Here is a 21537-nt window from a genome sequence, read left to right on the forward strand (position 1 = left end):
GACCGCACCGGGCCGTGCGCGGGTGCGCCCGCCGTACGCCCCGCGGCGGGCTCGTAGAATCGAGCCCACCATGGCTTACCTCGACCACGCCGCGACCACGCCGATGCTTCCGGAAGCGATCGAGGCGATGACCGCCCAGCTCGCCGTCACCGGCAACGCGTCCTCCCTGCACGCCGCCGGGCGCCGGGCCCGCCGTACCGTCGAGGAGTCGAGAGAGACCCTCGCCGACGCCCTCGGCGCACGCCCCAGCGAGGTGGTCTTCACCTCCGGCGGCACCGAGGCCGACAACCTCGCCGTGAAGGGCCTCTACTGGGCCCGCCGCGACGCCGACCCCCGCCGCACCAGGGTGCTGGCCAGCCCGGTCGAGCACCACGCGGTGCTGGACGCCGTCGACTGGCTCGCCGAACACGAGGGCGCGAACGTCGAATACCTCCCCGTCGACCGGCACGGGCGCGTCCACCCGGACGCCCTGCGCGCGGCGATCCTCCGTGACCCCGACGATGTCGCGCTGGTCACCGTGATGTGGGCCAACAACGAGATCGGCACCATCATGCCGGTACGTGAACTGGCCGCCGTGGCCCGCGAGTTCGACGTACCGATGCACGCGGACGCGGTGCAGGCGTTCGGTCAGCTGGAGGTCGACTTCGCCCGGTCCGGGCTGGCCGCGATGACGGTCAGCGGGCACAAGATCGGCGGCCCCTTCGGTATCGGCGCGCTCCTGCTCGGCCGCGAGTACACCCCCGTACCCGTGCTCCACGGCGGCGGCCAGGAACGGCACGTCCGCTCGGGCACCCTCGATGTGCCCGCCATCGCCTCCTTCGCCCTCGCGGGGCGGCTGGCCGCCGACGGGCGCGAGGAGTTCGCCCGTGAGATCGGCGGACTGCGCGACGCACTGGTCGCGGCCGTGCTGGCGGCCGTGCCCGATGCCGTACTCGGCGGCGACCCGGCCCCCGGCGGCCGGCTCCCCGCCAATGCCCACTTCACCTTCCCCGGCTGCGAGGGCGACTCCCTGCTCCTGCTGCTGGACGCCCAGGGCATCGAGTGCTCCACCGGCTCCGCGTGCACCGCCGGGATCGCCCAGCCCAGCCACGTACTGCTGGCCACCGGCACCGATCCGGACCTGGCCCGCGGCACCCTGCGCTTCTCGCTCGGCCACACGTCCACCAAGCAGGACATCGACGAGGTGGCCCGCGCGATCGGACCGGCGGTGGAACGGGCACGGACAGCGGGCCTCAGCTGAGCCCGGGACCGTACACCTGACCCCGGGCCCGCCCGGCGGCAGGGCGGGCTCCGAGGTCACCCCTTGCCCCGGCGGCAGGGCGGGCTCCGAGGTCACCCCTTGCGCGTGGTGGTCATCTCCTTCTCCGCCGCCCGGACCAGCTTCAGATACCGGTCCCAGTCCCAGTGCTTGCCCGGATCGGTGTGGTCCGCGCCCGGTACCTCCACGTGCCCGACGATGTGCTCCCGGTCCACCGGCATCCCGTACCGCGCGCAGATCGCCGCCGTGAGCCGCGCCGAGGCCCCGTACATCGCGGCCGTGAAGTCCTGCGGCCGGTCCACGAAGCCCTCGTGCTCTATCCCGACACTGCGCTCGTTGTACGACCTGTTCCCCGCGTGGAACGCCACGTCCAGCTCACGGATCATCTGCGTCACATGGCCGTCCTTGCGCACCACGTAATGCGCCGCCGCCCCGTGTCCCGGGTCCTGGAAGACCTTCACCGCGCTCTGGTAGCTGCCCTGGGTGACATGGATGACGACCCGGTCGATCGTGTAGTCGTCGGGGCGGTCGGCCCGCCGCCAGTTCGCCGAGGAGGCCGATATCCACTGGGCGCGCGCGTAATCCACCTCGCCGGGCTTCCGGGGCTTCGCCACCCCCGGCAGCCGCCACCAGGCGTGCTCCAGCTGCTCCCGCGCCAGCGCCGCGGTGCCCACGGCCGTGACCGCGGCGCCGATCAGCAGCCCGCGCCGGCTGATGCCGCGCCCGGACTTCGCGCCCCCGGAGCTCTTGGCGCCCGATGTCCCCTTGGTCCCCATGTGATCCACAACGCATATCCGAGCGCGTTCGGTTCCCGGCGACCCGTACCCTGGTGGAGCTATGACTGAGACTTCCCAGCGCCCCCTCCGAGTCCTCGCCGCCATGTCGGGCGGTGTCGACTCCGCCGTCGCGGCGGCCCGCGCCGCCGAGGCGGGCCACGACGTGACCGGTGTGCACCTCGCCCTCTCCGCCAACCCGCAGTCCTTCCGTACCGGGGCGCGCGGCTGTTGCACGATCGAGGACTCCCGCGACGCCCGCCGCGCGGCGGACGTCATCGGCATCCCGTTCTACGTCTGGGACCTGGCGGAACGCTTCCGCGAGGACGTCGTCGACGACTTCATCGCCGAGTACGAGGCGGGGCGCACCCCCAACCCGTGCCTGCGCTGCAACGAGAAGATCAAGTTCGCCGCGCTCCTCGACAAGGCCCTCGCGCTCGGCTTCGACGCGGTCTGCACCGGCCACTACGCCACCGTCGTCCGGGGCGAGGACGGCGGCCGCGAGCTGCACCGCGCCTCCGACATGGCCAAGGACCAGTCGTACGTCCTCGGCGTCCTGGACGAGAAGCAGCTCGCCCACGCGATGTTCCCGCTCGGCGACACCCTCACCACCAAGGACGAGATCCGCGCCGAGGCCGAGCGCCGGGGACTCGCGGTCGCCAAGAAGCCCGACAGCCACGACATCTGCTTCATCGCCGACGGCGACACCCAGGGCTTCCTGGCGAGCCGCCTCGGCACCGCCGAGGGCGACATCGTCGACGAGTCGGGCACGAAGGTCGGCACCCACGAGGGCGCCTTCGGCTTCACCATCGGCCAGCGCAAGGGCCTGCGCATCGGCCACCCCGCCCCCGACGGCAAGCCGCGCTACGTCCTGGACATCTCCCCGGTGAACAACACGGTGACGGTCGGCCCGGCCGAGTCCCTCGACGTCACCGCCCTCACCGCCATCAAGCCCCGCTGGTGCGGCACCGCCCCGGCGGGCCCCGGCACCTACACCGCCCAGCTCCGCGCCCACGGCGGCGAGACGGAGGTGACGGCGGAACTGACCGACGGCACGCTCCACGTCACCTTCACCGAGCCGGTACGGGGCGTGGCCCCCGGCCAGGCGATCGTCCTGTACGACGGCACCCGCGTGGTCGGCTCGGCGACGATCGCGACGACGGCGCGACGGGAGACGGCGGCAGCGACGACGTCCGGCTGACCTGGACGACCTCCGGAGCTACGCCGATCCTTTGTCCGCCGCCCGAGCGGCTCCGTCGGCTCATGTGCAACAGCCCCTGCACGGGAGCGGCAGGGGGAAACAGCTATGTCTCGCGAGAATGGATTGTATTTGCGTACGTTGGGAGCGGTGCGATCGGTGTGTTCCGATGTCGCTGTCGTAATCCGAGAGCGACCATTCCCTCGGCGTCGAAACCAGTGCGCCGAGAATATGAATTCGTGCGAGTGCGAGTGCGAGTGCGAGTGCGAGTGCGAGTGCGAGTGCGAGGCGGAGCAAAGGGGCCGGGGAACGTTCCGTACCGTTTCAGTGCGTTCCAAAGCGTGCCGGGCTTCCTAGTTTTCTGGCCTCGGCAGAGTAAACGCGCAACAGCAATCGCCATCGCCGCCACCGCTGTCGCGTCTACGTGTCCTCCGCAGGAAGCGGGATTTCTTCCAGGAAGGAAATCATTCTGTCGAAATCATGCAGAGCCGTGATGCAAAATTCATGGTCTTCATCTTTGATTTCACACATGATCTTCTGAAATTCAGAATTGCCGCGCTCTTGCAACTCTCGGACGATGCGAGAGGGGGTGATGAACCAATTCCTCGCAGATGGATCGAAGGTCCATTTGAGCTGCATCGGGGGATCAGTCACTGCGCTCTCGAAAATTTCCGTAGTTCTCTCTCCGGGTGAGGTGTATCTCCACGCAAGGTAAGGGACTTGTTGGCGTCCGCGAAGGGGATCCGGTTCTGATATGAGCTTGAACCAGGCCAGCTCGCCGAACCTGGACAGAAGTGCCATGCATCGCGTCGCTCGCGAAGTCATTCTATGCGTCCCCAGATTTCACCACAGCGGTCCGGAATATCCGCCGTTCGTAACGACAAGCTTTTTCCCTGGAACGGCAGCGGCACCAGCACATCCAGCAACCGCGCGCCCAGAACCGTCCGGTACATCCACTCCCTGCCGACATCACCCTGTGCGTAGGCGAACCGGGCCAGTGCCTCCTCGTCCGAGAACGCGCAGATTCACCGCACGCCGTTCCGGTCGGCCGACCACAGGCTCCCCGATGCGTCGAACGGGACCAGTACCGCCGTACGACGGAACTCGCCCAGCAGCACCGCGAACTCCCGACGCGCAGCAGCCGGCGGATCGGCCCCGATGTCAGGCGTCGGCGCGTGAGCCTCCGGCGCGTCCGGTATCGGTGTTGCCACCAGGCCGACCAAGTCGGCCAGCCGTGACGGTCGTTGTTGGTTCGATGTCCTGTCCCCACCCGTGGTCACGAGTGGGATCATCACATGTTTGTATTTTCCATTGCGATGCGATGCTGCCTGCTGGCCGAAAAGCAACGGATGCGGTCGAGCAGCGGGCGCAGCCGTCTCTCGCTCGGCAAAGGCCTGCGTCGCAGGCCCTTGCCGCCACCACACGTGAGCGGGAGTACGGCTCGGTTCGTCGTGACGACGCGCTCAGGGCGTCAGCTCTCGCGGATCGCGAGGTGTGTGCCCTTCACTGCGGCAACTTCGACGCGGTTGTTGCCGCTGTCCGTACAGAATGAAGAGCGCTGTCATGCGAACCTCGGCGCCCACGAGTTGACCGAACTCGACTACCAAGCACAGGTGTTGACAGCCAAGCTGGCCAGCGGCCCCGTGCGTCGCCCCGAGGGCCGGCCGCCGTGCGATCCAGTGGCGGCACCGACGCTCCGGATCGGCGTCCGGGACATGGGGCCGGACGCCTCTGCGGCGCCCCGCGCGGTCGCGTCCGACCCCCGTACGGGCGGGACCGCGCGGGGCGGGTCGTGGGTCAGGAAGCCTGACGCAGGGATACGGACCTGGTGAAGAAGTCCGTGAGGACCGGGGCCACCGCCTGCGGGGCCAGATCGCGGGTCTGGCCCGTCAGGGTGCGGTGGCGGGCGCGGGGGAGGGCGTCCGCGAGGGCGCGGGAGGCGAGGCGGGACGGGGTGGGGCTGGAACCGCCGCAGATCACCAGCGTGCGGGCCGTGACGGAGGCGAAGCGGGCGGCCGGGATCGCGCCGGTGCCGAGGATCGCGTCGTCGTACGCGAGGGTGTGCGCCATCGCCAGCAGGTCGCTCCAGAGCGGGGCGCGGCGCATGCGGGCGATCATGTCGGCCGGCACGCCCGTCACGGACAGGAACAGCTCGACGGCTCCCGCGCGGTCCCCGGCGGACAGCAGCCGGTGCAGGCGCGAGGTGCAGCACGCCTTGTACCGGAGGCCCGAGGCACCCGGCGTGTAGGGCGGTTCGTACACGGCCAGCAGATCGACGGGGAGGCCGGAGGCCTGCGCCTCCAGGGCCAGGGCCCCGCCGGCGCCCATGCCGAAGACGGAGGCCCGGCCGCCCGTCGCGGAGACGAGCGCGGCCAGGTCCTCGATCTCGCGTTCCACCGCGTACGGGGAGCTGTCGCCGCTGGAGCCGCGGCCGCGCCTGTCGTACGTGACGACGTGGAAGTGCGGCGCGAGCAGCCGCGCCAGCGGCGCCTCGGTCGCCGCGGTGCCCAGCGAGCCGCCCACCAGGATCACCGGCGGGCCTTCACCGCGTCGCCGGTACGCGATCAAGGTGCCGTCGCGGGAGAGAATCTTGTCCATGCGAGGGTGGACCGCCGGGCCCGCGAAAACTCATCGCTCCAGCCGAAGTTTTTCTGAAGTTCTTCGATTGCCCAGGTCAGGGCTGTTCTTGATGATCAGTCGGCAGCGATCTCGGTGTCGTAGAAGCAGAAGTGGTCCTTGATCGCGGCGACTTCGGGCTTCGGCTCCGGATAGGCCCAGACGAGATCCGCGGCGTCCGGGAGCGACCAGTAGGAGGCATCTCCCTTGAACGGGCAGTGGGTTCGGGTGTCCGAGGCCGTGATGAGTTCGGTACGGACGTCCTCGGGCGGCAGGTAGTAGCGGACCGGACAGCCCGTCTCGCGCAGGACGAGCGGGCGTCGGCTCTCGGCGAGCACCTGCCCGTCGCGGACCACACGTACATGCTCGGTGCCGGGCTCGACCGTGATGCGGTGTCCTGGTGACGTAGTCATGTAAAGGTCAGCCGTTTCGCGGACCGGATTCTTCCCCGGTTCCCCGGTTGCCCGGTTGCCGGGTTTCGCAGCTCGCGGCCCGAGCCCGCCGCCTTCGGCCCCAGCCCCGGCCCTCTTGCCCGCCGGTCCCCGCCAGGGGCGGTTTTCCACAGGGTGCGGGGGCCTGTCGGCGCTGGCCCTTACGGTTGGTCCATGAAGATCTGCGTATTTCTCTCCGCCGCCGACCTCGACGAGCGCTACACCCGGCCCGCCCGCGAATTCGCCGAGCTGCTCGGCAAGGGCGGCCACACCCTGGTCTGGGGAGGCTCGGAGAGCGGGCTGATGAAGGTCGTCGCCGACGGTGTCCAGGAGTCGGGCGGACGGCTGGTGGGGGTGTCGGTGGACTTCCTGGCGGCCAAGGCGCGGGCCGACGCGGACGAGATGGTGATCGCGCGCGATCTGGCCGAGCGCAAGGCGCTGCTCCTGGAGAAGGCCGACGCGGTCGTGATCATGGTGGGCGGCACCGGGACGCTCGACGAGGCGACCGAGATCCTGGAGCTGAAGAAGCACGGCAAGCACGACAAGCCGGTCGTCCTGCTCAACACGGCGGGCTTCTACGACGGGCTGCGCCAGCAGTTCCAGCGCATGGAGGACGAGGGCTTCCTGCCCGTCCCGCTGACCGACCTGGTGTTCTTCGCCAAGGACGGCGTGGGCGCGCTGGCCTACCTGGAGGAGTGGTCCGGCCTGCGGTGACGGGGCTGCGGGGGTGCGATCATGAGGGCATGCCCACTCATGTCATCACCGGTGCCGGCTCCGGCATCGGAGCCGCCGTCACCCGTCGTCTGCTGGAGCGCGGTGACGAGACCGTGCTCCTGGCCCGCGACGCGGGCCGTGCCAAGGAGCTGGCCGGGCTCCACCCCGGCGCCCGTACGCTCGTCGGAGACCTCTCCAACCCGGACCGGCTCTCCTGGGCGTTCGCCCAGCAGGCGATGCCGGATCGGATCGACTCGCTGCTGCACGTCGCGGGTGTGGTCGAGCTCGGCCGGGTCGGTGACCTCACGCCCAAGGCCTGGCACTTCCAGCTCAACACCAACCTGGTCGCGCCCGCCGAGATCACCCGGCTCCTGCTGCCGCAGCTGCGCGTCGCCCAGGGCCACGTCCTCTTCGTGAACTCCGGCGCCGGCCTCGCCGCGCACGCCGAGTGGAGCGGGTACGCCGCGAGCAAGCACGGCCTGAAGGCCCTCGCCGACTCGCTGCGCCACGAGGAGCACGCCAACGGTGTCCGGGTCACCTCCGTCTACCCGGGGCGCACCGCCAGTCCCATGCAGGCCAAGGTCCACCAGCAGGAGGGCAAGGAGTACGACCCCTCCCGCTGGATCGACCCGGAGTCGGTGGCCACCACGATCCTGATGGCCATCGACCTGCCGCGCGACGCCGAGGTCAACGACCTGACGGTGCGCCCCGGACGCTGAGCGACGCGGCGCCGGTGGTGGCCCGGCGCGGCCTTAGGCTTCCCGTGTGAGCGAGAAGAGCGAGTTCAGCGGTTGCCCGGCCACCGGGATCGGGTCCATGCCCGGCGGAGACGCGCGGGAGGCGGCGAAGACCGTCACCGGCTCCTTCGCGGGCGGTGAGGGCCTGCCGCATCTGGCGGAGCTGCCCGCCCGCGGGCCCGGCGCGGACATGATCGGGCGGACCATCGGGCTGCTCGTCGACCTGTACGGGCACGTCGAGCCCAGCGGCTGGCGGATCAGCGACCGGCCCGGACGCGACACCCGCCGGGCCAGGTCCTGGCTCGGCGAGGACCTCGACGCCCTGGAGGAGTTCACCCAGGGGTACGAGGGACCGCTCAAGGTCCAGGCCGTCGGCCCCTGGACGCTGGCCTCCGCACTGGAGCGCCGGGGCGGCGAGGCCGCGCTCGGCGACCCCGGAGCCTGCCGCGACCTGGCGGGCTCACTCGCGGAAGGGCTGCGCGCCCACCTCGCGGAGGTACGGCGCAGGGTGCCCGGCGCCCGAGTGGTCCTCCAGCTCGACGAGCCGTCCCTGACCGCCGTACTGCGCGGGCGGGTCAGGACGGCCAGCGGCTACCGCACGTACCGGGCCGTGGACCGCCAGGTCGTCGAGGGCACCCTGCGCGACGTCCTGGCGGCGGCCGGGGACGGGACGACGCTCGTGCACACCTGCGCGCCCGAGGTGCCGTTCGCGCTGCTGCGCAGGGCCGGGGCCGGCGGCATCTCGTTCGACTTCTCACTGCTCACCGAGCGTGAGGAGGAAGCGATCGGCGAAGCCGTCGAGGGCGGCACCCAGCTTCTCCTCGGAGTGGTGCCGGGCACCGACCCGGCCTCGGGCGGATTGTCGGACCCGGGCGGTAGCGTCATGGGTGTCAGGACGTTGTGGCGCAGGCTGGGGCTGAATCCGGGGACTCTGACGGAGTCCGTGGTGATCACCCCGTCGTGCGGGCTCGCGGGTGCCTCGCCCGCGTACGCGCGCGCCGCGCTCGCCCACTGCGTCCGGGCCGCGAGATCGCTCGCAGACAACCCTGAGTAACGGGGCAACGGGTAACGGGAGGACGAGACGATGGCCGGCGAACAGCAGACGACGGTGCCCGCACAGGCCCAGGAGCAGCACGCGCTGCTCGCCGAGCAGATCGAGGAGCACCGCTTCCGGTACTACGTGAGCGACCAGCCGGTCGTCAGCGACGCCGAGTTCGACCGGCTGATGCGCGAGCTGGAGGCGCTGGAGGACACGTACCCCCAGCTGCGCACCCCGGATTCGCCGACGCAGAAGGTCGCGGGCCCCTACCGGACGGAATTCACCTCGGTCGAGCACCGGGAGCGGATGCTCTCGCTGGACAACGCCTTCGACGATCTGGAGCTGGCCGCCTGGGGCGAGCGGATCGCCCGGGACGTCGGCACCACCGACTACCACTTCCTGTGCGAGCCGAAGGTCGACGGGCTGGCGGTCAACCTCACCTATGAGCACGGGCGGCTGACCCGGGCCGCCACCCGCGGCGACGGCCGCACCGGCGAGGACATCACCCCCAACATCCGTACGATCGCCGAGATCCCGCACCGGCTGAAGGGCGACCGGATCCCGGCGCTGGTCGAGATCCGTGGCGAGGTCTTCTTCCCGATGGAGGCCTTCGAGGAGCTCAACGCCCGGCTCGTCGAGGCCGACGACAAGCCGTTCGCCAACCCGCGCAACGCGGCGGCCGGTTCACTGCGCCAGAAGGACCCGAAGGTCACCGCCACCCGCCCGCTTCACATGGTGGTGCACGGCATCGGCGCCCGCGAGGGCTTCGACATCGACTGCCTCTCGCACGCCTACGAGCTGCTGCACGAATGGGGCCTGCCCACCGCCAAGTACAACAAGGTGGTGGACTCCCTCGACGGAGTAAGGGAGTTCATCAGGTACTTCGGTGAGAACCGGCACTCCGTGGAGCACGAGATCGACGGCGTCGTCGTCAAGCTCGACGAGATCCCGCTCCAGGGCCGGCTCGGCTCCACCTCCCGCGCTCCGCGCTGGGCGATCGCCTGGAAGTACGCCCCGGAGGAGGTCAACACCAAGCTGGTCAACATCCGGGTCGGCGTCGGCCGGACCGGCCGGGTCACACCGTACGCGCAGGTCGAGCCGGTCGAAGTGGCGGGCTCCGAGGTGGAGTTCGCCACCCTGCACAACCAGAACGTGGTGAAGGCGAAGGGCGTCCTCATCGGGGACACGGTGGTGCTCCGCAAGGCGGGCGACGTGATCCCGGAGATCCTCGGCCCGGTCGTCGACCTCCGTGACGGCACCGAGCGGGCGTTCGTCATGCCCACCGAATGCCCGGAGTGCGGTACGGAGCTGCGGCCGATGAAGGAGGCCGACATCGACCTCCGCTGCCCCAACGCGCGCTCCTGCCCGGCCCAGTTGCGCGAACGCGTGGCCTACCTCGCGGGCCGCAAGTGCCTCGACATCGACCACTTCGGCTATGTCGCGGCCGCGGCCCTCACCAGGCCGCTGGAGCCCGCCGAGCCGCCGCTGCGCGACGAGGGCGATCTGTTCGGGCTGACGATCGAGGAGCTGCTGCCGATCCGGGCCTACGTCCTGGACCAGGACAGCGGGCTGCCCAAGCGCGATCCGAAGTCCGGCGAGGAGAAGACCGCCTGGGTCTTCGCCAATCAGCAGGGCGAGCCGAAGAAGAACGCGCTCGCCATGCTCGACGCCATCGCCGCGGCCAAGGAAGCACCGCTGGCCCGGATCCTCACCGGGCTCTCCATCCGCCATGTCGGCCCGGTCGCCGCCGCGGAGCTGGCCCGTCAGTTCCGTTCCATCGACCGGATCGACGAGGCCACCGAGAAGGAGCTGTCCGACGCCGACGGGGTCGGTCCCATCATCGCCGCGTCGGTGAAGCAGTGGTTCGCCGAGGACTGGCACCGGGAGATCCTGCGCAAGTGGCGCGAGGCCGGCGTCCGGATGGAGGACGAGAGCGCGGGGGAGGACGAGGGGCCGCGTCCGCTCGAAGGACTCACCGTCGTCGTCACCGGCACGCTGGTCGGCCACACCAGGGATGGCGCGAAAGAGGCGCTCCAGAGCCGCGGCGCGAAGGTGACAGGTTCCGTTTCGAAGAAGACCTCCTTCGTGGTCGTCGGTGACAACCCCGGTTCGAAGTACGAAAAGGCCATGCAGTTGAAGGTGCCGGTGCTGGACGAGGACGGCTTCGCCGTACTGCTCGGACAGGGTCCGGATGCGGCCCGCGAGGCGGTGGTTCCGGCCGAGGAACCGGCGCAGTAGGCGGATCCCCGCCCCCGGGCGGGGTATCGGTACAGAACGGCGTCCGTCGGAACGGAGCGGTGGCCGTACGACCGGGAGGTGGGCGAATGGTGCGCAAGGGGGCGATCAAGGGTGTAGAGGGGCGGATCGGGGCAAGGGTTTCATGGTTTCGGCCGGTTCACCCGATCGGTGCATAGCAGATGCTGACGGATGGTCGGTCCGCATTCGGGCAAGAGCGTCAGAGCGCTGCCCGTAGAAGCCCTCCGCGGCCTACTGTTGAGACGTGCACCTGCCGTGCCCGGCTGCGGGGTGGGAAACCGGGTCGTGGCGGCGTGGAACGGAACCATCGGGTGACATCGGCATCGCCGGCTGTGAGAGGGACGGAATGAAACCGACCGAGAGCGCCGCACCGGTGTCGCGGCTGCAAGGTTTCGTCGGCCTCACGCCCAAAGTGGGCGCCGTTGCCATGGCGATCGCCGTTGTCCAGATCGCGACCGGTTTCTACCGGACCGTGAGCGAGGGACACGCGCTCTTCCCCGACGGCAGGGCCGGCTGGTCCCTCGCCGTCCTGACCGGAATCATCGTCGGCCATCTCGTCGCGCTCGGCCGCGACCGCTGGTGGGGAGGGACCGGTTCCGGTGCCTCCCTCACCCTGGCGGTGCTGCTGCTCTACGGCTGGGTGCCCGCCGCGCTGGTCTCCCTGGTCGTCGTCGTCCTCGTCGGCGTCGCCCGCAGACACCGCTGGTGGCAAGGGCTGCTGCACGGCGCCGTGGACATCCTGGGGATCGGCGCGGCGGCTCTGGTGCTCGGCGCCCTCGGCGAGGTGCAGACCGTCGAGTCACCCTGGCAGCCACTCGACTGGGGCATCGACTCCGTCCCGGAGGTCCTCCTCGCCGCCTCCACCTACCTCGTGGTCACCAGGGTCCTGCTGTGGTACGCGAGGACGCCGCAGGGCGGCGGACTGCCGACCATCGCCCGCACCGCCCTGCTGCGCCAGGGTCTCGTCGCCCTGGCCCTCGTCGCGATCGCACCGCTGATCTGCGTCGTCGCGATGGCCACCCCTCTGCTCCTGCCGCTCTTCGCCGTCCCGCTGATCGCCCTCGACTCCGCCCTCTGGATCGCCAGGGCCCGGGCCGAGGAGCAGCTGCGCGACCCGCTGACCGGGCTGCCCAACCGGCAGTGGCTGCTGGAGCGCACCTGGACGGCCCTGGAGGACGCCGAGTCCGTCGGCGCCAGATCAGCTCTCGTCCTGATCGACCTCGACCGTTTCCGCGCGGTCAACGACACCCTTGGTCATCTGGCGGGGGACCGGCTGCTGTTGCAGATAGCGGAACGCCTCAGACTCGCCCTGCCCCGGGGCGCGGAGGCCGCACGGCTGGGCGGCGACGAGTTCGCGGTGCTCCTGCCGACCGCGGACTCCACCACCAGCGCCCAGCGGGTCGCCCGCCATCTGGTCGCCGAACTGTCCTCCCCGCTGGACCTCGACGGGCTGACCCTGGTGCTGGAGGCCAGCGCCGGAGTCGCCGTCTATCCGGACCACGCGCTGGACGCCGAGGGGCTGCTCAGGCGTGCGGACGTGGCGATGTACCAGGCCAAGCGGGACCGCACGGGCGTCGAGGTCTACGAGTCCAAGCGGGACAGCAACACCCCGGACCGGCTCGGGCTGCTGGGTGATCTGCGCCGTGCTCTGGACGCCGGCGAGGTCGAGCTCCACTACCAGCCGAAGGTCCGCTTCGACGGCCAGGTGGCCGGCCTCGAAGCCCTGGTGCGCTGGGTGCATCCGGAACGCGGCAGGGTTCCTCCGGACGAGTTCATCGCCATCGCCGAGTCGTCCGGCCTCATGCCGCACCTCACGGAGTACGTCCTGGAGACCGCGCTGGCCCAGGTCGCCCGGTGGCGTGCGCAGGGCCTGTTCGTCCCCGTCGCGGTCAACGTCTCCCCGCGCGACGTCCACACCCCAGGTTTCGCGGGCGGCGTCGCGGCCCGGCTCGCCCGGCACGGCGTCCCGGCCGGTGCGCTGCAGCTGGAGATAACGGAACACGTGCTGCTGGAGGACCCGCAGCGCGCCGCCGACACACTCGCCGGGCTGACCGGGCACGGAGTGAAGATGTCCCTCGACGACTTCGGCACCGGGTACTCCTCACTCGTCCATCTGCGCCGGCTGCCGGTCAGCGAGCTGAAGATCGACCGCTCGTTCGTGGCCCGGCTGGCCGTGGACAACGAGGACGCGGAGATCGTCCGCTGCACGATCGACCTGGCCCACTCGCTGGGTCTGCTGGTCGTCGCGGAAGGGGTCGAGGACGACGAGACCTGGGAGCGGCTGCGGGATCTGCGCTGCGACGCGGTGCAGGGCTGGCTGGTCGCCGCGGCGATGCCGCCGCAGGAGACCACGGCCTGGCTGCGGGCACGCGGCGAGCACGGCTGGCGGCGCCCGGCCGAGCTGGCCGCGGCAGCGGCCGCCGCCGCGGCGGCGGCCGGCACCCAGCCGGAACTGGAACAGCGCCCGCCCGGCCGACCGGTCAACTCCCGGCCCGCGACGACCTGAGGATTGGGGGGCTGGGAGCGCGTGGCGGCCTGAGCTGCCGCGGTGGTCCCAGCTTCTGGCGGCCCGAGCCGCGGAGGTACTGGCACGCGGTGGTCCGAGGTTGCGGGAGTGCCGGCGTGCGGTGGTCCGGGGCTGCGGTGGTGCCGACGTGCGGTGGTGCCGGCCTGCGGTGGTACCGGCGTGCAGTGGTCCGGGCCTGCGGTGGTACCGGCGTGCGGTGGTCCGGAGCTGCGCCGAACGCCTCGTGTGGCGCGGCCGGTGCCTCGGGCGTGGCGAATGGCGGATCCACCGCGTGCGTGAGCGTCGCGTCGTACATCGCCGGCCGTTCGCGCGCGACATCCGTGTGCGCCCGGCTGAGCGCGGCCGACGCGCCCCGCTCGTCCACCGCCGAGATGCGGGCCGCCCGTAGCGCCGTGGCCGGCCCGCCACAGCCCTCCACCACTACCGCCGCCATGAGCACGTCCGTGCCCTTGAGGTGGCTGTAGAGGATCGGCCCGGCCGTACTCGACCTCCGAGGCGATCCAGCGCGTGGTCGTCGCCCGCCTGCCCTCCGGCCGTGCCTGCCCTCCGGCCGTGCCTGCCCTCCGGCCGTGCCTGCCCTCCGCGTGGCCGCCACGCTCAGCTACTGGCGCTCCGCCCGCTCCGCCCGTTCGCGCTCCGCGCCTCCGCTCCGCCCGTCCGTTCCGCGCTTCCGTTCCGCGCTTCCGCTCCGCCCGTCCGCGCTCCGCCCGTCCGCGCTCCGCGCTTCCGCTCCGCGCGCCTCCGCTCCCGGTGCGTCCGAATGGTCGTGCCAGAAGTTCTATCAGTGCTAGAAATGCTGCCGACGCTTCTGCTACCTTCGCTCTCGTTGCTAGCGGCGCTAGCAGCGGTGGCCTGTGAAGCCGCCCCATGAACTCGTCCGGTGTGAAGCCGGCAGAAGCCAGGAGTCCTGCCATGACCGTCGCCGCGTACACGCTCGCCGTGGTGCTCGACCTGTTCGTCGTGTTCATCGGAGCCCGCTTCCTGCTCCAGCCCCTGCCCGCCGCCGCCGGATACGGCGTCCCCGCCAAGGAGGACGGGGATCGCGCGTACCTCACGATCAAGGGGCTCAGGGACCTCACCTTCGGCCTGGTCGGCCTGGCGCTTCTCGCGTTCGTCGGCGCGCGGGCCGAGGCGTGGTTCATGCTGCTCGTGGCGTTGGCACCGCTCGGCGACACGCTCATAGTGCTGCGCCACGGCGGGACGAAGGCGGTCGCGTACGGCATCCACTTCGCGACCGCCGTCACGGTGCTCGTCAGTGCCGGCCTGCTGTTCGCCGTCTGAGAACCGAGGAGCCGAAATGTCGCTGATCGTTCCCGAGTTCGACGAGTCCGTCGTCGTCCGTTCCACCGACGCCGAAGTGATCGGCCGCGCGCCCACCACCGTGCGGCTGCTCGCCGACAGCAGCGCGACCGGCGGCGCCCTGTCCACGCAGCGCGTCACGCTCGCCGCCGGCGCCGCCGGCGCCACCCCGCACCGCCACGAGCGCAGCGCCGAGATGTTCTACGTGCTCGACGGCGCCGCCGAGTTCCTGGCGGGGGAGGAGGTCGTCACGGCCGGGCAGGGCGACCTCGTCGTGGTGCCGCCCCGCATGCCGCACGCGTTCGCCGCCGCCCCCGGCTGCGACACCGATCTGCTCATCGTCATCACGCCCGGCGTGGAACGCTTCGAGTACTTCCGCCACCTCCAGCGCATCGCGCTGGGCGAGCTGAGCCCCGAGTCGCTCCTGGAGGTGCAGGAGCGCTACGACAACCACTTCCTGAACAGCGCGGTCTGGGAGAAAAGGCACTGAGGAGACCCTCCGGGGGAAACCGTTTAGGGGCCATGCCTCCGGGCCCCATAGGATTGGGGGGCCGGCGGCACATTTCCACCTGCCGCGCGACGCCTGGCACGCACGCTCGCCGCGTTGCCGAATCGCCCACGTGGCCCCCGCCACGAGGGCGCTCCGGCGCTTTGCGATCGCACGCGCCGGACGCCGCGCGGCCCGTCCTTCGGACGGACGACGGAAATGTGCCTCCGGCCCGGCCAAAACCACACCAACCCCTGAGGATCGCTGCATGCCTGGCATCACGCGCGAGGAGGTCGCCCACCTCGCCCGGCTGGCGCGTCTGGAGCTGAAGGGCGAAGAGCTCGATCACTTCGCCGGTCAGCTCGACGACATCATCGGCGCGGTCGCCCGCGTCTCCGAGGTCGCCGACCAAGACGTACCGCCGACCTCCCACCCGCTGCCGCTGACCAACGTCATGCGCGCGGACGAGGTCCGTCCGTCGCTCACCCCCGCGCAGGCGCTCTCCGGCGCCCCGGCCCAGGAGCAGCAGCGTTTCAAGGTGCCGCAGATCCTGGGGGAGGACTAACAACCATGACGGACCACAGCATCATCATCAGGCTCACCGCAGCCGAGATCGCCGCGAAGATCGCTTCCGGCGCGCTCACGGCCGTCGAGGTCACCGAGGCCCACCTGGCCAGGATCGACGCGGTCGACGAGAAGGTCCATGCCTTCCTGCACGTCGACCGCGAGGGCGCGCTCGCGCAGGCCCGTGCCATCGACGCCAAGAAGGCGGCCGGCGAGAAGCTCGGCCCGCTGGCCGGCGTCCCGCTCGCGCTGAAGGACATCTTCACCACGCAGGACATGCCGACCACCGTCGGCTCCAAGATTCTCGAAGGCTGGATCCCGCCGTACGACGCGACCCTCACCCGGAAGCTGAAGGCCGCCGACGTCGTCATCCTCGGCAAGACCAACATGGACGAGTTCGCCATGGGGTCCTCCACCGAGAACAGCGCCTACGGCCCGACCGGCAACCCGTGGGACCTCACCCGCATCCCCGGCGGCTCCGGCGGCGGCTCGTCCGCCGCGCTCGCCTCGTACGAGGCCCCGCTCGCCATCGGCACGGACACCGGCGGCTCCATCCGCCAGCCCGCCGCCGTCACCGGGACCGTCGGCGTCAAGCCCACCTACGGCGGCGTCTCCCGCTACGGCATGGTGGCCTTCTCCAGCTCCCTGGACCAGGGCGGGCCCTGTGCCCGTACCGTCCTGGACGCGGCCCTGCTGCACGAGGTCATCGGCGGGCACGACCCGATGGACTCCACGTCGATCGACGCCCCGGTCCCGCCGGTCGTCGAGGCCGCGCGCAACGGCAGCGTCGAGGGCATGCGCGTCGGTGTCGTGAAGCAGTTCGCCGGTGAGGGCTACCAGGCCGGCGTCGTCCAGCGCTTCAACGAGTCGGTCGAGCTGCTCAAGTCGCTCGGCGCCACCGTCGTCGAGCTGGACTGCCCGTCCTTCGACCTGGCGCTCTCCGCGTACTACCTGATCGCGCCGTCCGAGTGCTCCTCCAACCTGGCCCGCTTCGACGCCATGCGCTACGGGCTGCGCGTCGGCGACGACGGCACGCGCTCGGCCGAGGACGTCACCGCGCTCACCCGCGAGGCCGGCTTCGGCGACGAGGTCAAGCGCCGCGTCATCCTCGGTACGTACGCCCTCAGCTCCGGCTACTACGACGCGTACTACGGCTCGGCGCAGAAGGTCCGCACCCTCATCACGCAGGACTTCGAGAAGGCCTTCGAGCAGGTGGACGTCATCGTCTCCCCGACGACGCCCACCACCGCCTTCCCGATCGGCGAGCGCGCCGACGACCCGATGGCGATGTACCTCGCGGACCTGTGCACCATCCCGACCAACCTCGCGGGCAACTCCGCCATGTCGCTGCCCTGCGGCCTGGCACCCGAGGACGGCCTGCCGGTCGGGCTGCAGATCATCGCCCCCGCCATGAAGGACGACCGTCTCTACAAGGTCGGAGCCGCCGTCGAGGCCGCCTTCGTGGAAAAGTGGGGTCACCCGCTGCTGGAGGAGGCTCCGTCGTTGTGAGTGCACTGACCAAGGCCAAGGGCTTCAAGAAGTCCAAGACCGGCACGTACCTGTCCATCGGCACCACCGCCTTCGGGGCCGTCAGTGTGCTCAAGCAGGCCAGGAAGGCCCGCTACGAGCACGACACGCTCCGACTGATCGACGCCGTTGTCTCCGCCGCCGCCATCGCCACCGGTGTCGCCCTGCTGCTGCGCGAACTCAAGCGCCTCGGCGACGACGACGTACTGCTGGGCTGAGAGGGAAGTTTCACCGTGACTGTCACCGACCTGGTGTCGTACGAGGACGCGCTCGCGTCCTACGACCCCGTCATGGGCCTGGAGGTCCATGTCGAGCTCGGCACCAAGACCAAGATGTTCTGCGGCTGCTCCACCGAGCTCAAGCAGGACGCCAACTCCCAGACCTGCCCGGTCTGCCTCGGCCTGCCCGGCGCCCTGCCGGTCGTCAACGAGATCGGCGTCGAGTCCGCCATCAAGATCGGCCTCGCGCTGAACTGCGAGATCGCCGAGTGGTGCCGCTTCGCCCGGAAGAACTACTTCTATCCGGACATGCCGAAGAACTTCCAGACCTCCCAGTACGACGAGCCGATCGCCTTCGACGGCTATCTGGACGTCCAGCTGGAGGACGGGGAGATCTTCCGGGTGCAGATCGAGCGCGCCCACATGGAGGAGGACACCGGCAAGTCGACCCACGTCGGCGGAGCCACCGGCCGTATCCACGGCGCGTCCCACTCCCTGCTCGACTACAACCGCGCGGGCATCCCGCTCATCGAGATCGTCACCAAGCCGATCGAGGGCGCGGGCGCACGGGCTCCCGAGGTCGCCAAGGCGTACGTCGCCGAGCTCCGCGAGCTCATCAAGGCGCTCGGCGTCTCGGAGGCCCGCATGGAGATGGGCCAGATGCGCTGCGACGTCAACCTGTCGCTGCGCCCCAACGGCACCGAGACCTTCGGTACCCGCTCCGAGACGAAGAACGTGAACTCGCTGCGTTCCGTCGAGCGGGCCGCCCGGTTCGAGATCCAGCGCCACGCGGCCGTGCTGTCCTCCGGCGGCACGATCGTGCAGGAGACCCGGCACTTCCACGAGGAGGACGGCTCCACCACGGCCGGCCGCATCAAGGACAACGCCGAGGACTACCGCTACTTCCCCGAGCCGGACCTGGTGCCGGTCGCCCCGGCCCGCGAGTGGGTCGAGGAACTGCGCAAGGGCCTGCCCGAGCTGCCCCGGCTGCGCCGGGCGCGGCTCAAGGAGGAGTGGGGCGTCTCCGAGCACGACATGCAGTCCATCCTCAACGCGGGCGCGGTCGACCTGATCGTCGCCACGACCGACGCGGGCGCCCCCTCGGACCAGGCCCGCAAGTGGTGGATGGGCGAGCTGGCCCGTAACGCCAACGAGACCGCCCGCGGCCTCGACGAGCTGCCGATCACCCCGGTGCAGGTCGCCAGGGTGGCCGAGCTCGTCACCTCGGGCGACCTCAACGACAAGCTGGCCCGCCAGGTCATCGAGGGCGTCCTCGCGGGCGAGGGCGACCCGGACACCGTCGTCGAGAAGCGCGGCCTGAAGGTCGTCTCCGACGAGGGCGCGCTGTCCACCGCGGTCGACGAGGCCATCGCGGCCAACGCGGCCATCGCGGACAAGATCCGCGGCGGCAAGGTCGCGGCGGCGGGCGCGCTCGTCGGCGCGGTCATGAAGGCCACCCGCGGCCAGGCGGACGCTGCCCGGGTGCGCGAGCTGATCCTGGAGAAGCTCGGCGTCGAGGGCTGATCCTGGAGACGTTCGGCGTCGAGGGCCGACCCCTCTGCGCAGGCACGTTCCCCGAGGGGCGGCGCACCCGTGAGCCGGGTGCGCCGCCCCTTGGACTTTCCCGCACGACCTGTTGGACGTTCACCACCGAGCCGTACGGAATCCTTCCGCACGCCACTTGGCTTGATTAGCTTCCCGGCTGTACGACAGGACTCGGGAGGCTCACTTGACCACGGACATTTCACGGCGACGGCTCTTCGCGCTGGGCGGCGGTGCACTCGGCGCCGCGGCGGCGGGGTCGCTGCTGCCGCCTTCGCTGCAGGCCGCGATCGCCGCGCAGCCGGCACACTCGGCGGGGTCCGGTGGCCGGGACGGGCTCGGCGCCATCAAGCACGTGGTGATCCTGATGCAGGAGAACCGTTCCTTCGACCACTACTTCGGGACGCTCCGGGGCGTACGCGGCTTCGGTGACCGCAATGCCGTCGAACTGCCCTCGGGCAAGCCGGTCTTCGAGCAGCCCGCGGCGCTCGGCTCCTCCGTGCTGCCGTTCCCGGTGCGCGACGCCGCCGAGACGCAGAAGAAGGACCTCCAGTACATCGGCGCGCTCGACCACTCCTGGAGCGGTGGCGGCAAGGCGTGGGCCGGCGGGTGGATGAACGGCTGGGTGAGCGCGAAGACGGCCGCCACCATGGCGTACTACGACCGCCGCGACATCCCGCTGCACTACGAACTGGCCGACACCTTCACGGTCTGCGACGCCTACCACTCCTCCATCCACTCCTCGACCAGCCCCAACCGCAACCACCTGTGGAGCGGGAAGACCGGCAACGAACCGAACGGCAAGCGGGCCGTCGGCAACGACGCGTACGACGAGGGCACCCACCCCGGCTACGACTGGGGCACGTACGCGGAGCGGCTGGAGAAGGCCGGGCGCAGCTGGCGCACGTACACCGAGTGGGAGAACTTCACCGACAACCAGATCGAGTTCTTCGCCACCTTCAAGGCGGTGGCCCGCAAGGCGCTGGCGAAGACCGGCGGCCACACCTTCATGGAGTCGTTCTACGCCGCGGTCCGGGACGCCGACGCCACGGAGCGGGAGCGGCTGTTCGGCCTGCTGGAGGAGGGTGTCGCCACCCTCGGCAAGACCGAACGCAGCTTGTTCGAGCGGGCGTTGCGCCGGGTGGAGACCGGGACGCTGGCCGACGAGTTCGCCAAGGACGTCGCGGCGGGCACCCTGCCGGAGGTCTCGTACCTGGTGCCCTCCGCCGTCGACTCCGAGCACCCGAGCGTCTCCTCGCCGATCCACAGCGCGACGATCGTCTACAAGGTCCTGGACGCGCTGGGCAAGCACCCCGACGTGTGGCGGCACACCGCGGTCTTCATCAACTACGACGAGAACGACGGCTTCTTCGACCACGTGCCGCCGCCCGTCGCCCCGTCCGAGGTGACCGAGGAGCAGTGGGAGGGCAAGCCCACCGGCCTCGGCATGCGGGTCCCGATGCTCGTGGTGTCGCCGTGGACCATCGGCGGCTACGTCTGCTCCGAGGTCTTCGACCACACCTCCGTGGTCCGCTTCCTGGAGCGCTGGACCGGGGTGAAGGAACCGAACATCAGCGACTGGCGGCGCACCGTCACCGGCGACCTGACCTCCGCCTTCGACTTCTCGCGCACCCGCCGCCGGCCCGAGGTGGAACAGCCGGGCGCCATCCCGCCGTTCAGCGGCCGCTGGTCGCCGAAGCCGCCGGCCGTGCAGCAGATGCCGGTGCAGGAGCCCGGCGCCCGTCCGGCCCGCGCGCTGCCGTACCAGCCGGACGCGCAGGCGAAGGTGGTGAACGGCGCGGTGCGGGTGGCCCTCAGCAACACGGGGCGCTCGTCGGCGCACTTCGCGCTGTACCCGTACGCGGGTGAGTTCCCCGTACCGCAGCACCGGGACGTGAAGCGCACCGCGCAGTGGACGGTGCCCGTCACCGGCGAGGCCTACCGGTTCACGGTGACGGGGCCGAACGGCTTCCGCCGGGAGTTCGCCGGGCCCGTGAAGGGCGGCGCCTCGGCCGGGGCCGAGGTCGCCTCGCGGGTCGACGCCCACGAGCGCGACCTGCACCTCACGCTCCGCAACACCGGCCGGACCACGCTCACCTTCACGGTGCGGCCGCTCGGCTACGTCGACGAGGCGGACCTGCGGGACTGGACCCGGACCATCAAGGTCAAGCCGGGACGCAGCCGCACGGTGGTCCACTCGGCGGCCGACGCGCACGGCTGGTACGACCTGGACGTCACCGTCGACGGGGACGACGCGTTCCGGCGACGGCTGATGGGGCACATCGAGAACGGCCGGGCGAGCGTCTCCGGCTGACGGGCCGCCCGGCGGGCCCTTCGCACGGGGGTTCGGC

General features: G+C 70.8%; 18 protein-coding genes and 2 pseudogenes. 14 read left to right on the forward strand and 6 right to left on the reverse strand.

Annotation, left to right across the window (positions count from 1 at the left end; genetic code table 11):
• Nucleotides 1–70 precede the first annotated feature (70 nt).
• Nucleotides 71–1240 (forward strand): cysteine desulfurase family protein, encoded by a 1170-nt coding sequence (locus tag ACGF8B_RS39780; RefSeq protein WP_392747548.1) that lies wholly within the window; start codon nt 71–73, stop codon nt 1238–1240.
• Between the two features lie 92 nt (nt 1241–1332).
• On the opposite strand, the gene ACGF8B_RS39785 is transcribed toward ACGF8B_RS39780, so the two are convergent.
• Nucleotides 1333–2034, reverse strand: coding sequence for an N-acetylmuramoyl-L-alanine amidase (locus ACGF8B_RS39785; protein ID WP_392747550.1), 702 nt, complete (start codon nt 2032–2034; stop codon nt 1333–1335).
• 61 nt (nt 2035–2095) lie between these two features.
• Here ACGF8B_RS39785 and mnmA point away from each other — a divergent pair, with 61 nt between their 5' ends.
• Nucleotides 2096–3232, forward strand: coding sequence for a tRNA 2-thiouridine(34) synthase MnmA (gene mnmA / locus ACGF8B_RS39790; protein WP_392747552.1), 1137 nt, complete (start codon nt 2096–2098; stop codon nt 3230–3232).
• 417 nt (nt 3233–3649) lie between these two features.
• On the opposite strand, the gene ACGF8B_RS39795 is transcribed toward mnmA, so the two are convergent.
• From ACGF8B_RS39795 to ACGF8B_RS39815, 5 genes and pseudogenes are all read right to left on the reverse strand, one after another.
• The gene (locus ACGF8B_RS39795; protein WP_392747554.1) at nt 3650–4030 is read right to left on the reverse strand and encodes a hypothetical protein; all 381 of its coding nucleotides are present in this window, start codon (nt 4028–4030) and stop codon (nt 3650–3652) included.
• A gap of 101 nt (nt 4031–4131) precedes the next feature.
• A pseudogene (locus ACGF8B_RS39800) lies at nt 4132–4521 on the reverse strand (SseB family protein); the annotation flags it as partial.
• Nucleotides 4522–4700: 179 nt separating this feature from the next.
• Nucleotides 4701–4778, reverse strand: a pseudogene (locus ACGF8B_RS39805) (hypothetical protein); the annotation flags it as partial.
• Between the two features lie 248 nt (nt 4779–5026).
• Nucleotides 5027–5827, reverse strand: a complete 801-nt coding sequence (locus ACGF8B_RS39810; protein WP_392747556.1) for an alpha/beta fold hydrolase — start codon at nt 5825–5827, stop codon at nt 5027–5029.
• Between the two features lie 95 nt (nt 5828–5922).
• Entirely contained in the window at nt 5923–6258 is a 336-nt protein-coding gene (locus ACGF8B_RS39815; RefSeq protein WP_392747558.1) for a DUF427 domain-containing protein, read from the reverse strand.
• A gap of 192 nt (nt 6259–6450) precedes the next feature.
• Here ACGF8B_RS39815 and ACGF8B_RS39820 point away from each other — a divergent pair, with 192 nt between their 5' ends.
• From ACGF8B_RS39820 to ACGF8B_RS39875, 12 genes are all read left to right on the forward strand, one after another.
• Nucleotides 6451–6990, forward strand: a complete 540-nt coding sequence (locus ACGF8B_RS39820; protein WP_365475418.1) for a TIGR00730 family Rossman fold protein — start codon at nt 6451–6453, stop codon at nt 6988–6990.
• Between the two features lie 29 nt (nt 6991–7019).
• Complete coding sequence (locus ACGF8B_RS39825) at nt 7020–7709, forward strand: SDR family oxidoreductase (protein WP_392747560.1); 690 nt, start codon at nt 7020–7022, stop codon at nt 7707–7709.
• A 46-nt stretch (nt 7710–7755) separates the two neighbouring features.
• A complete protein-coding gene (locus ACGF8B_RS39830) occupies nt 7756–8781 on the forward strand; it encodes a methionine synthase (RefSeq protein ID WP_392747562.1) in 1026 nt (341 codons plus the stop codon).
• Nucleotides 8782–8811: 30 nt separating this feature from the next.
• Entirely contained in the window at nt 8812–11004 is a 2193-nt protein-coding gene (ligA, locus tag ACGF8B_RS39835) for an NAD-dependent DNA ligase LigA (protein ID WP_392747564.1), read from the forward strand.
• A gap of 445 nt (nt 11005–11449) precedes the next feature.
• Nucleotides 11450–13528: a putative bifunctional diguanylate cyclase/phosphodiesterase gene (locus ACGF8B_RS39840; RefSeq protein WP_392747597.1), complete on the forward strand. Its 2079-nt coding sequence runs from the start codon at nt 11450–11452 to the stop codon at nt 13526–13528.
• A 933-nt stretch (nt 13529–14461) separates the two neighbouring features.
• Nucleotides 14462–14830 carry a DUF4267 domain-containing protein gene (locus ACGF8B_RS39845; RefSeq protein WP_392747566.1) on the forward strand — a complete coding sequence of 123 codons (369 nt, stop codon included), beginning with the start codon at nt 14462–14464 and terminating at the stop codon, nt 14828–14830.
• A gap of 16 nt (nt 14831–14846) precedes the next feature.
• Nucleotides 14847–15338 (forward strand): cupin domain-containing protein, encoded by a 492-nt coding sequence (locus tag ACGF8B_RS39850; RefSeq protein WP_392747567.1) that lies wholly within the window; start codon nt 14847–14849, stop codon nt 15336–15338.
• Between the two features lie 265 nt (nt 15339–15603).
• Nucleotides 15604–15900 (forward strand): Asp-tRNA(Asn)/Glu-tRNA(Gln) amidotransferase subunit GatC, encoded by a 297-nt coding sequence (gene gatC / locus ACGF8B_RS39855; protein ID WP_003966094.1) that lies wholly within the window; start codon nt 15604–15606, stop codon nt 15898–15900.
• A gap of 5 nt (nt 15901–15905) precedes the next feature.
• Nucleotides 15906–17408: an Asp-tRNA(Asn)/Glu-tRNA(Gln) amidotransferase subunit GatA gene (gatA, locus tag ACGF8B_RS39860; protein WP_392747569.1), complete on the forward strand. Its 1503-nt coding sequence runs from the start codon at nt 15906–15908 to the stop codon at nt 17406–17408.
• On the forward strand, nt 17405–17644 hold the full coding sequence (locus ACGF8B_RS39865) for a hypothetical protein (RefSeq protein WP_266911811.1): 240 nt from the start codon (nt 17405–17407) through the stop codon (nt 17642–17644). Before gatA ends, ACGF8B_RS39865 begins: the two co-directional genes overlap by 4 nt.
• Nucleotides 17645–17659: 15 nt before the next feature.
• Nucleotides 17660–19168, forward strand: coding sequence for an Asp-tRNA(Asn)/Glu-tRNA(Gln) amidotransferase subunit GatB (gene gatB / locus ACGF8B_RS39870; protein ID WP_392747571.1), 1509 nt, complete (start codon nt 17660–17662; stop codon nt 19166–19168).
• A 205-nt stretch (nt 19169–19373) separates the two neighbouring features.
• Entirely contained in the window at nt 19374–21500 is a 2127-nt protein-coding gene (locus ACGF8B_RS39875) for a phosphocholine-specific phospholipase C (protein ID WP_392747572.1), read from the forward strand.
• Nucleotides 21501–21537 lie beyond the last annotated feature (37 nt).

The sequence above is a fragment of the Streptomyces sp. NPDC047917 genome (assembly GCF_043204345.1).
GTDB classification, from domain to species: domain Bacteria; phylum Actinomycetota; class Actinomycetes; order Streptomycetales; family Streptomycetaceae; genus Streptomyces; species Streptomyces sanglieri.

Excerpts from the sequence above, each read along its gene's own strand:
- ligA (WP_392747564.1), top strand. The coding sequence starts at position 8,812 with ATGGCCGGCGAACAGCAGACGACGGTGCCCGCACAGGCCCAGGAGCAG.
- ACGF8B_RS39820 (WP_365475418.1), top strand. The coding sequence starts at position 6,451 with ATGAAGATCTGCGTATTTCTCTCCGCCGCCGACCTCGACGAGCGCTAC.
- gatC (WP_003966094.1), top strand. The coding sequence starts at position 15,604 with ATGCCTGGCATCACGCGCGAGGAGGTCGCCCACCTCGCCCGGCTGGCG.
- ACGF8B_RS39840 (WP_392747597.1), top strand. The coding sequence starts at position 11,450 with ATGGCGATCGCCGTTGTCCAGATCGCGACCGGTTTCTACCGGACCGTG.
- ACGF8B_RS39810 (WP_392747556.1), bottom strand. The coding sequence starts at position 5,827 with ATGGACAAGATTCTCTCCCGCGACGGCACCTTGATCGCGTACCGGCGA.
- mnmA (WP_392747552.1), top strand. The coding sequence starts at position 2,096 with ATGACTGAGACTTCCCAGCGCCCCCTCCGAGTCCTCGCCGCCATGTCG.
- ACGF8B_RS39825 (WP_392747560.1), top strand. The coding sequence starts at position 7,020 with ATGCCCACTCATGTCATCACCGGTGCCGGCTCCGGCATCGGAGCCGCC.
- ACGF8B_RS39780 (WP_392747548.1), top strand. The coding sequence starts at position 71 with ATGGCTTACCTCGACCACGCCGCGACCACGCCGATGCTTCCGGAAGCG.
- ACGF8B_RS39815 (WP_392747558.1), bottom strand. The coding sequence starts at position 6,258 with ATGACTACGTCACCAGGACACCGCATCACGGTCGAGCCCGGCACCGAG.
- ACGF8B_RS39795 (WP_392747554.1), bottom strand. The coding sequence starts at position 4,030 with ATGGCACTTCTGTCCAGGTTCGGCGAGCTGGCCTGGTTCAAGCTCATA.
- ACGF8B_RS39850 (WP_392747567.1), top strand. The coding sequence starts at position 14,847 with ATGTCGCTGATCGTTCCCGAGTTCGACGAGTCCGTCGTCGTCCGTTCC.
- gatA (WP_392747569.1), top strand. The coding sequence starts at position 15,906 with ATGACGGACCACAGCATCATCATCAGGCTCACCGCAGCCGAGATCGCC.
- ACGF8B_RS39845 (WP_392747566.1), top strand. The coding sequence starts at position 14,462 with ATGACCGTCGCCGCGTACACGCTCGCCGTGGTGCTCGACCTGTTCGTC.
- ACGF8B_RS39785 (WP_392747550.1), bottom strand. The coding sequence starts at position 2,034 with ATGGGGACCAAGGGGACATCGGGCGCCAAGAGCTCCGGGGGCGCGAAG.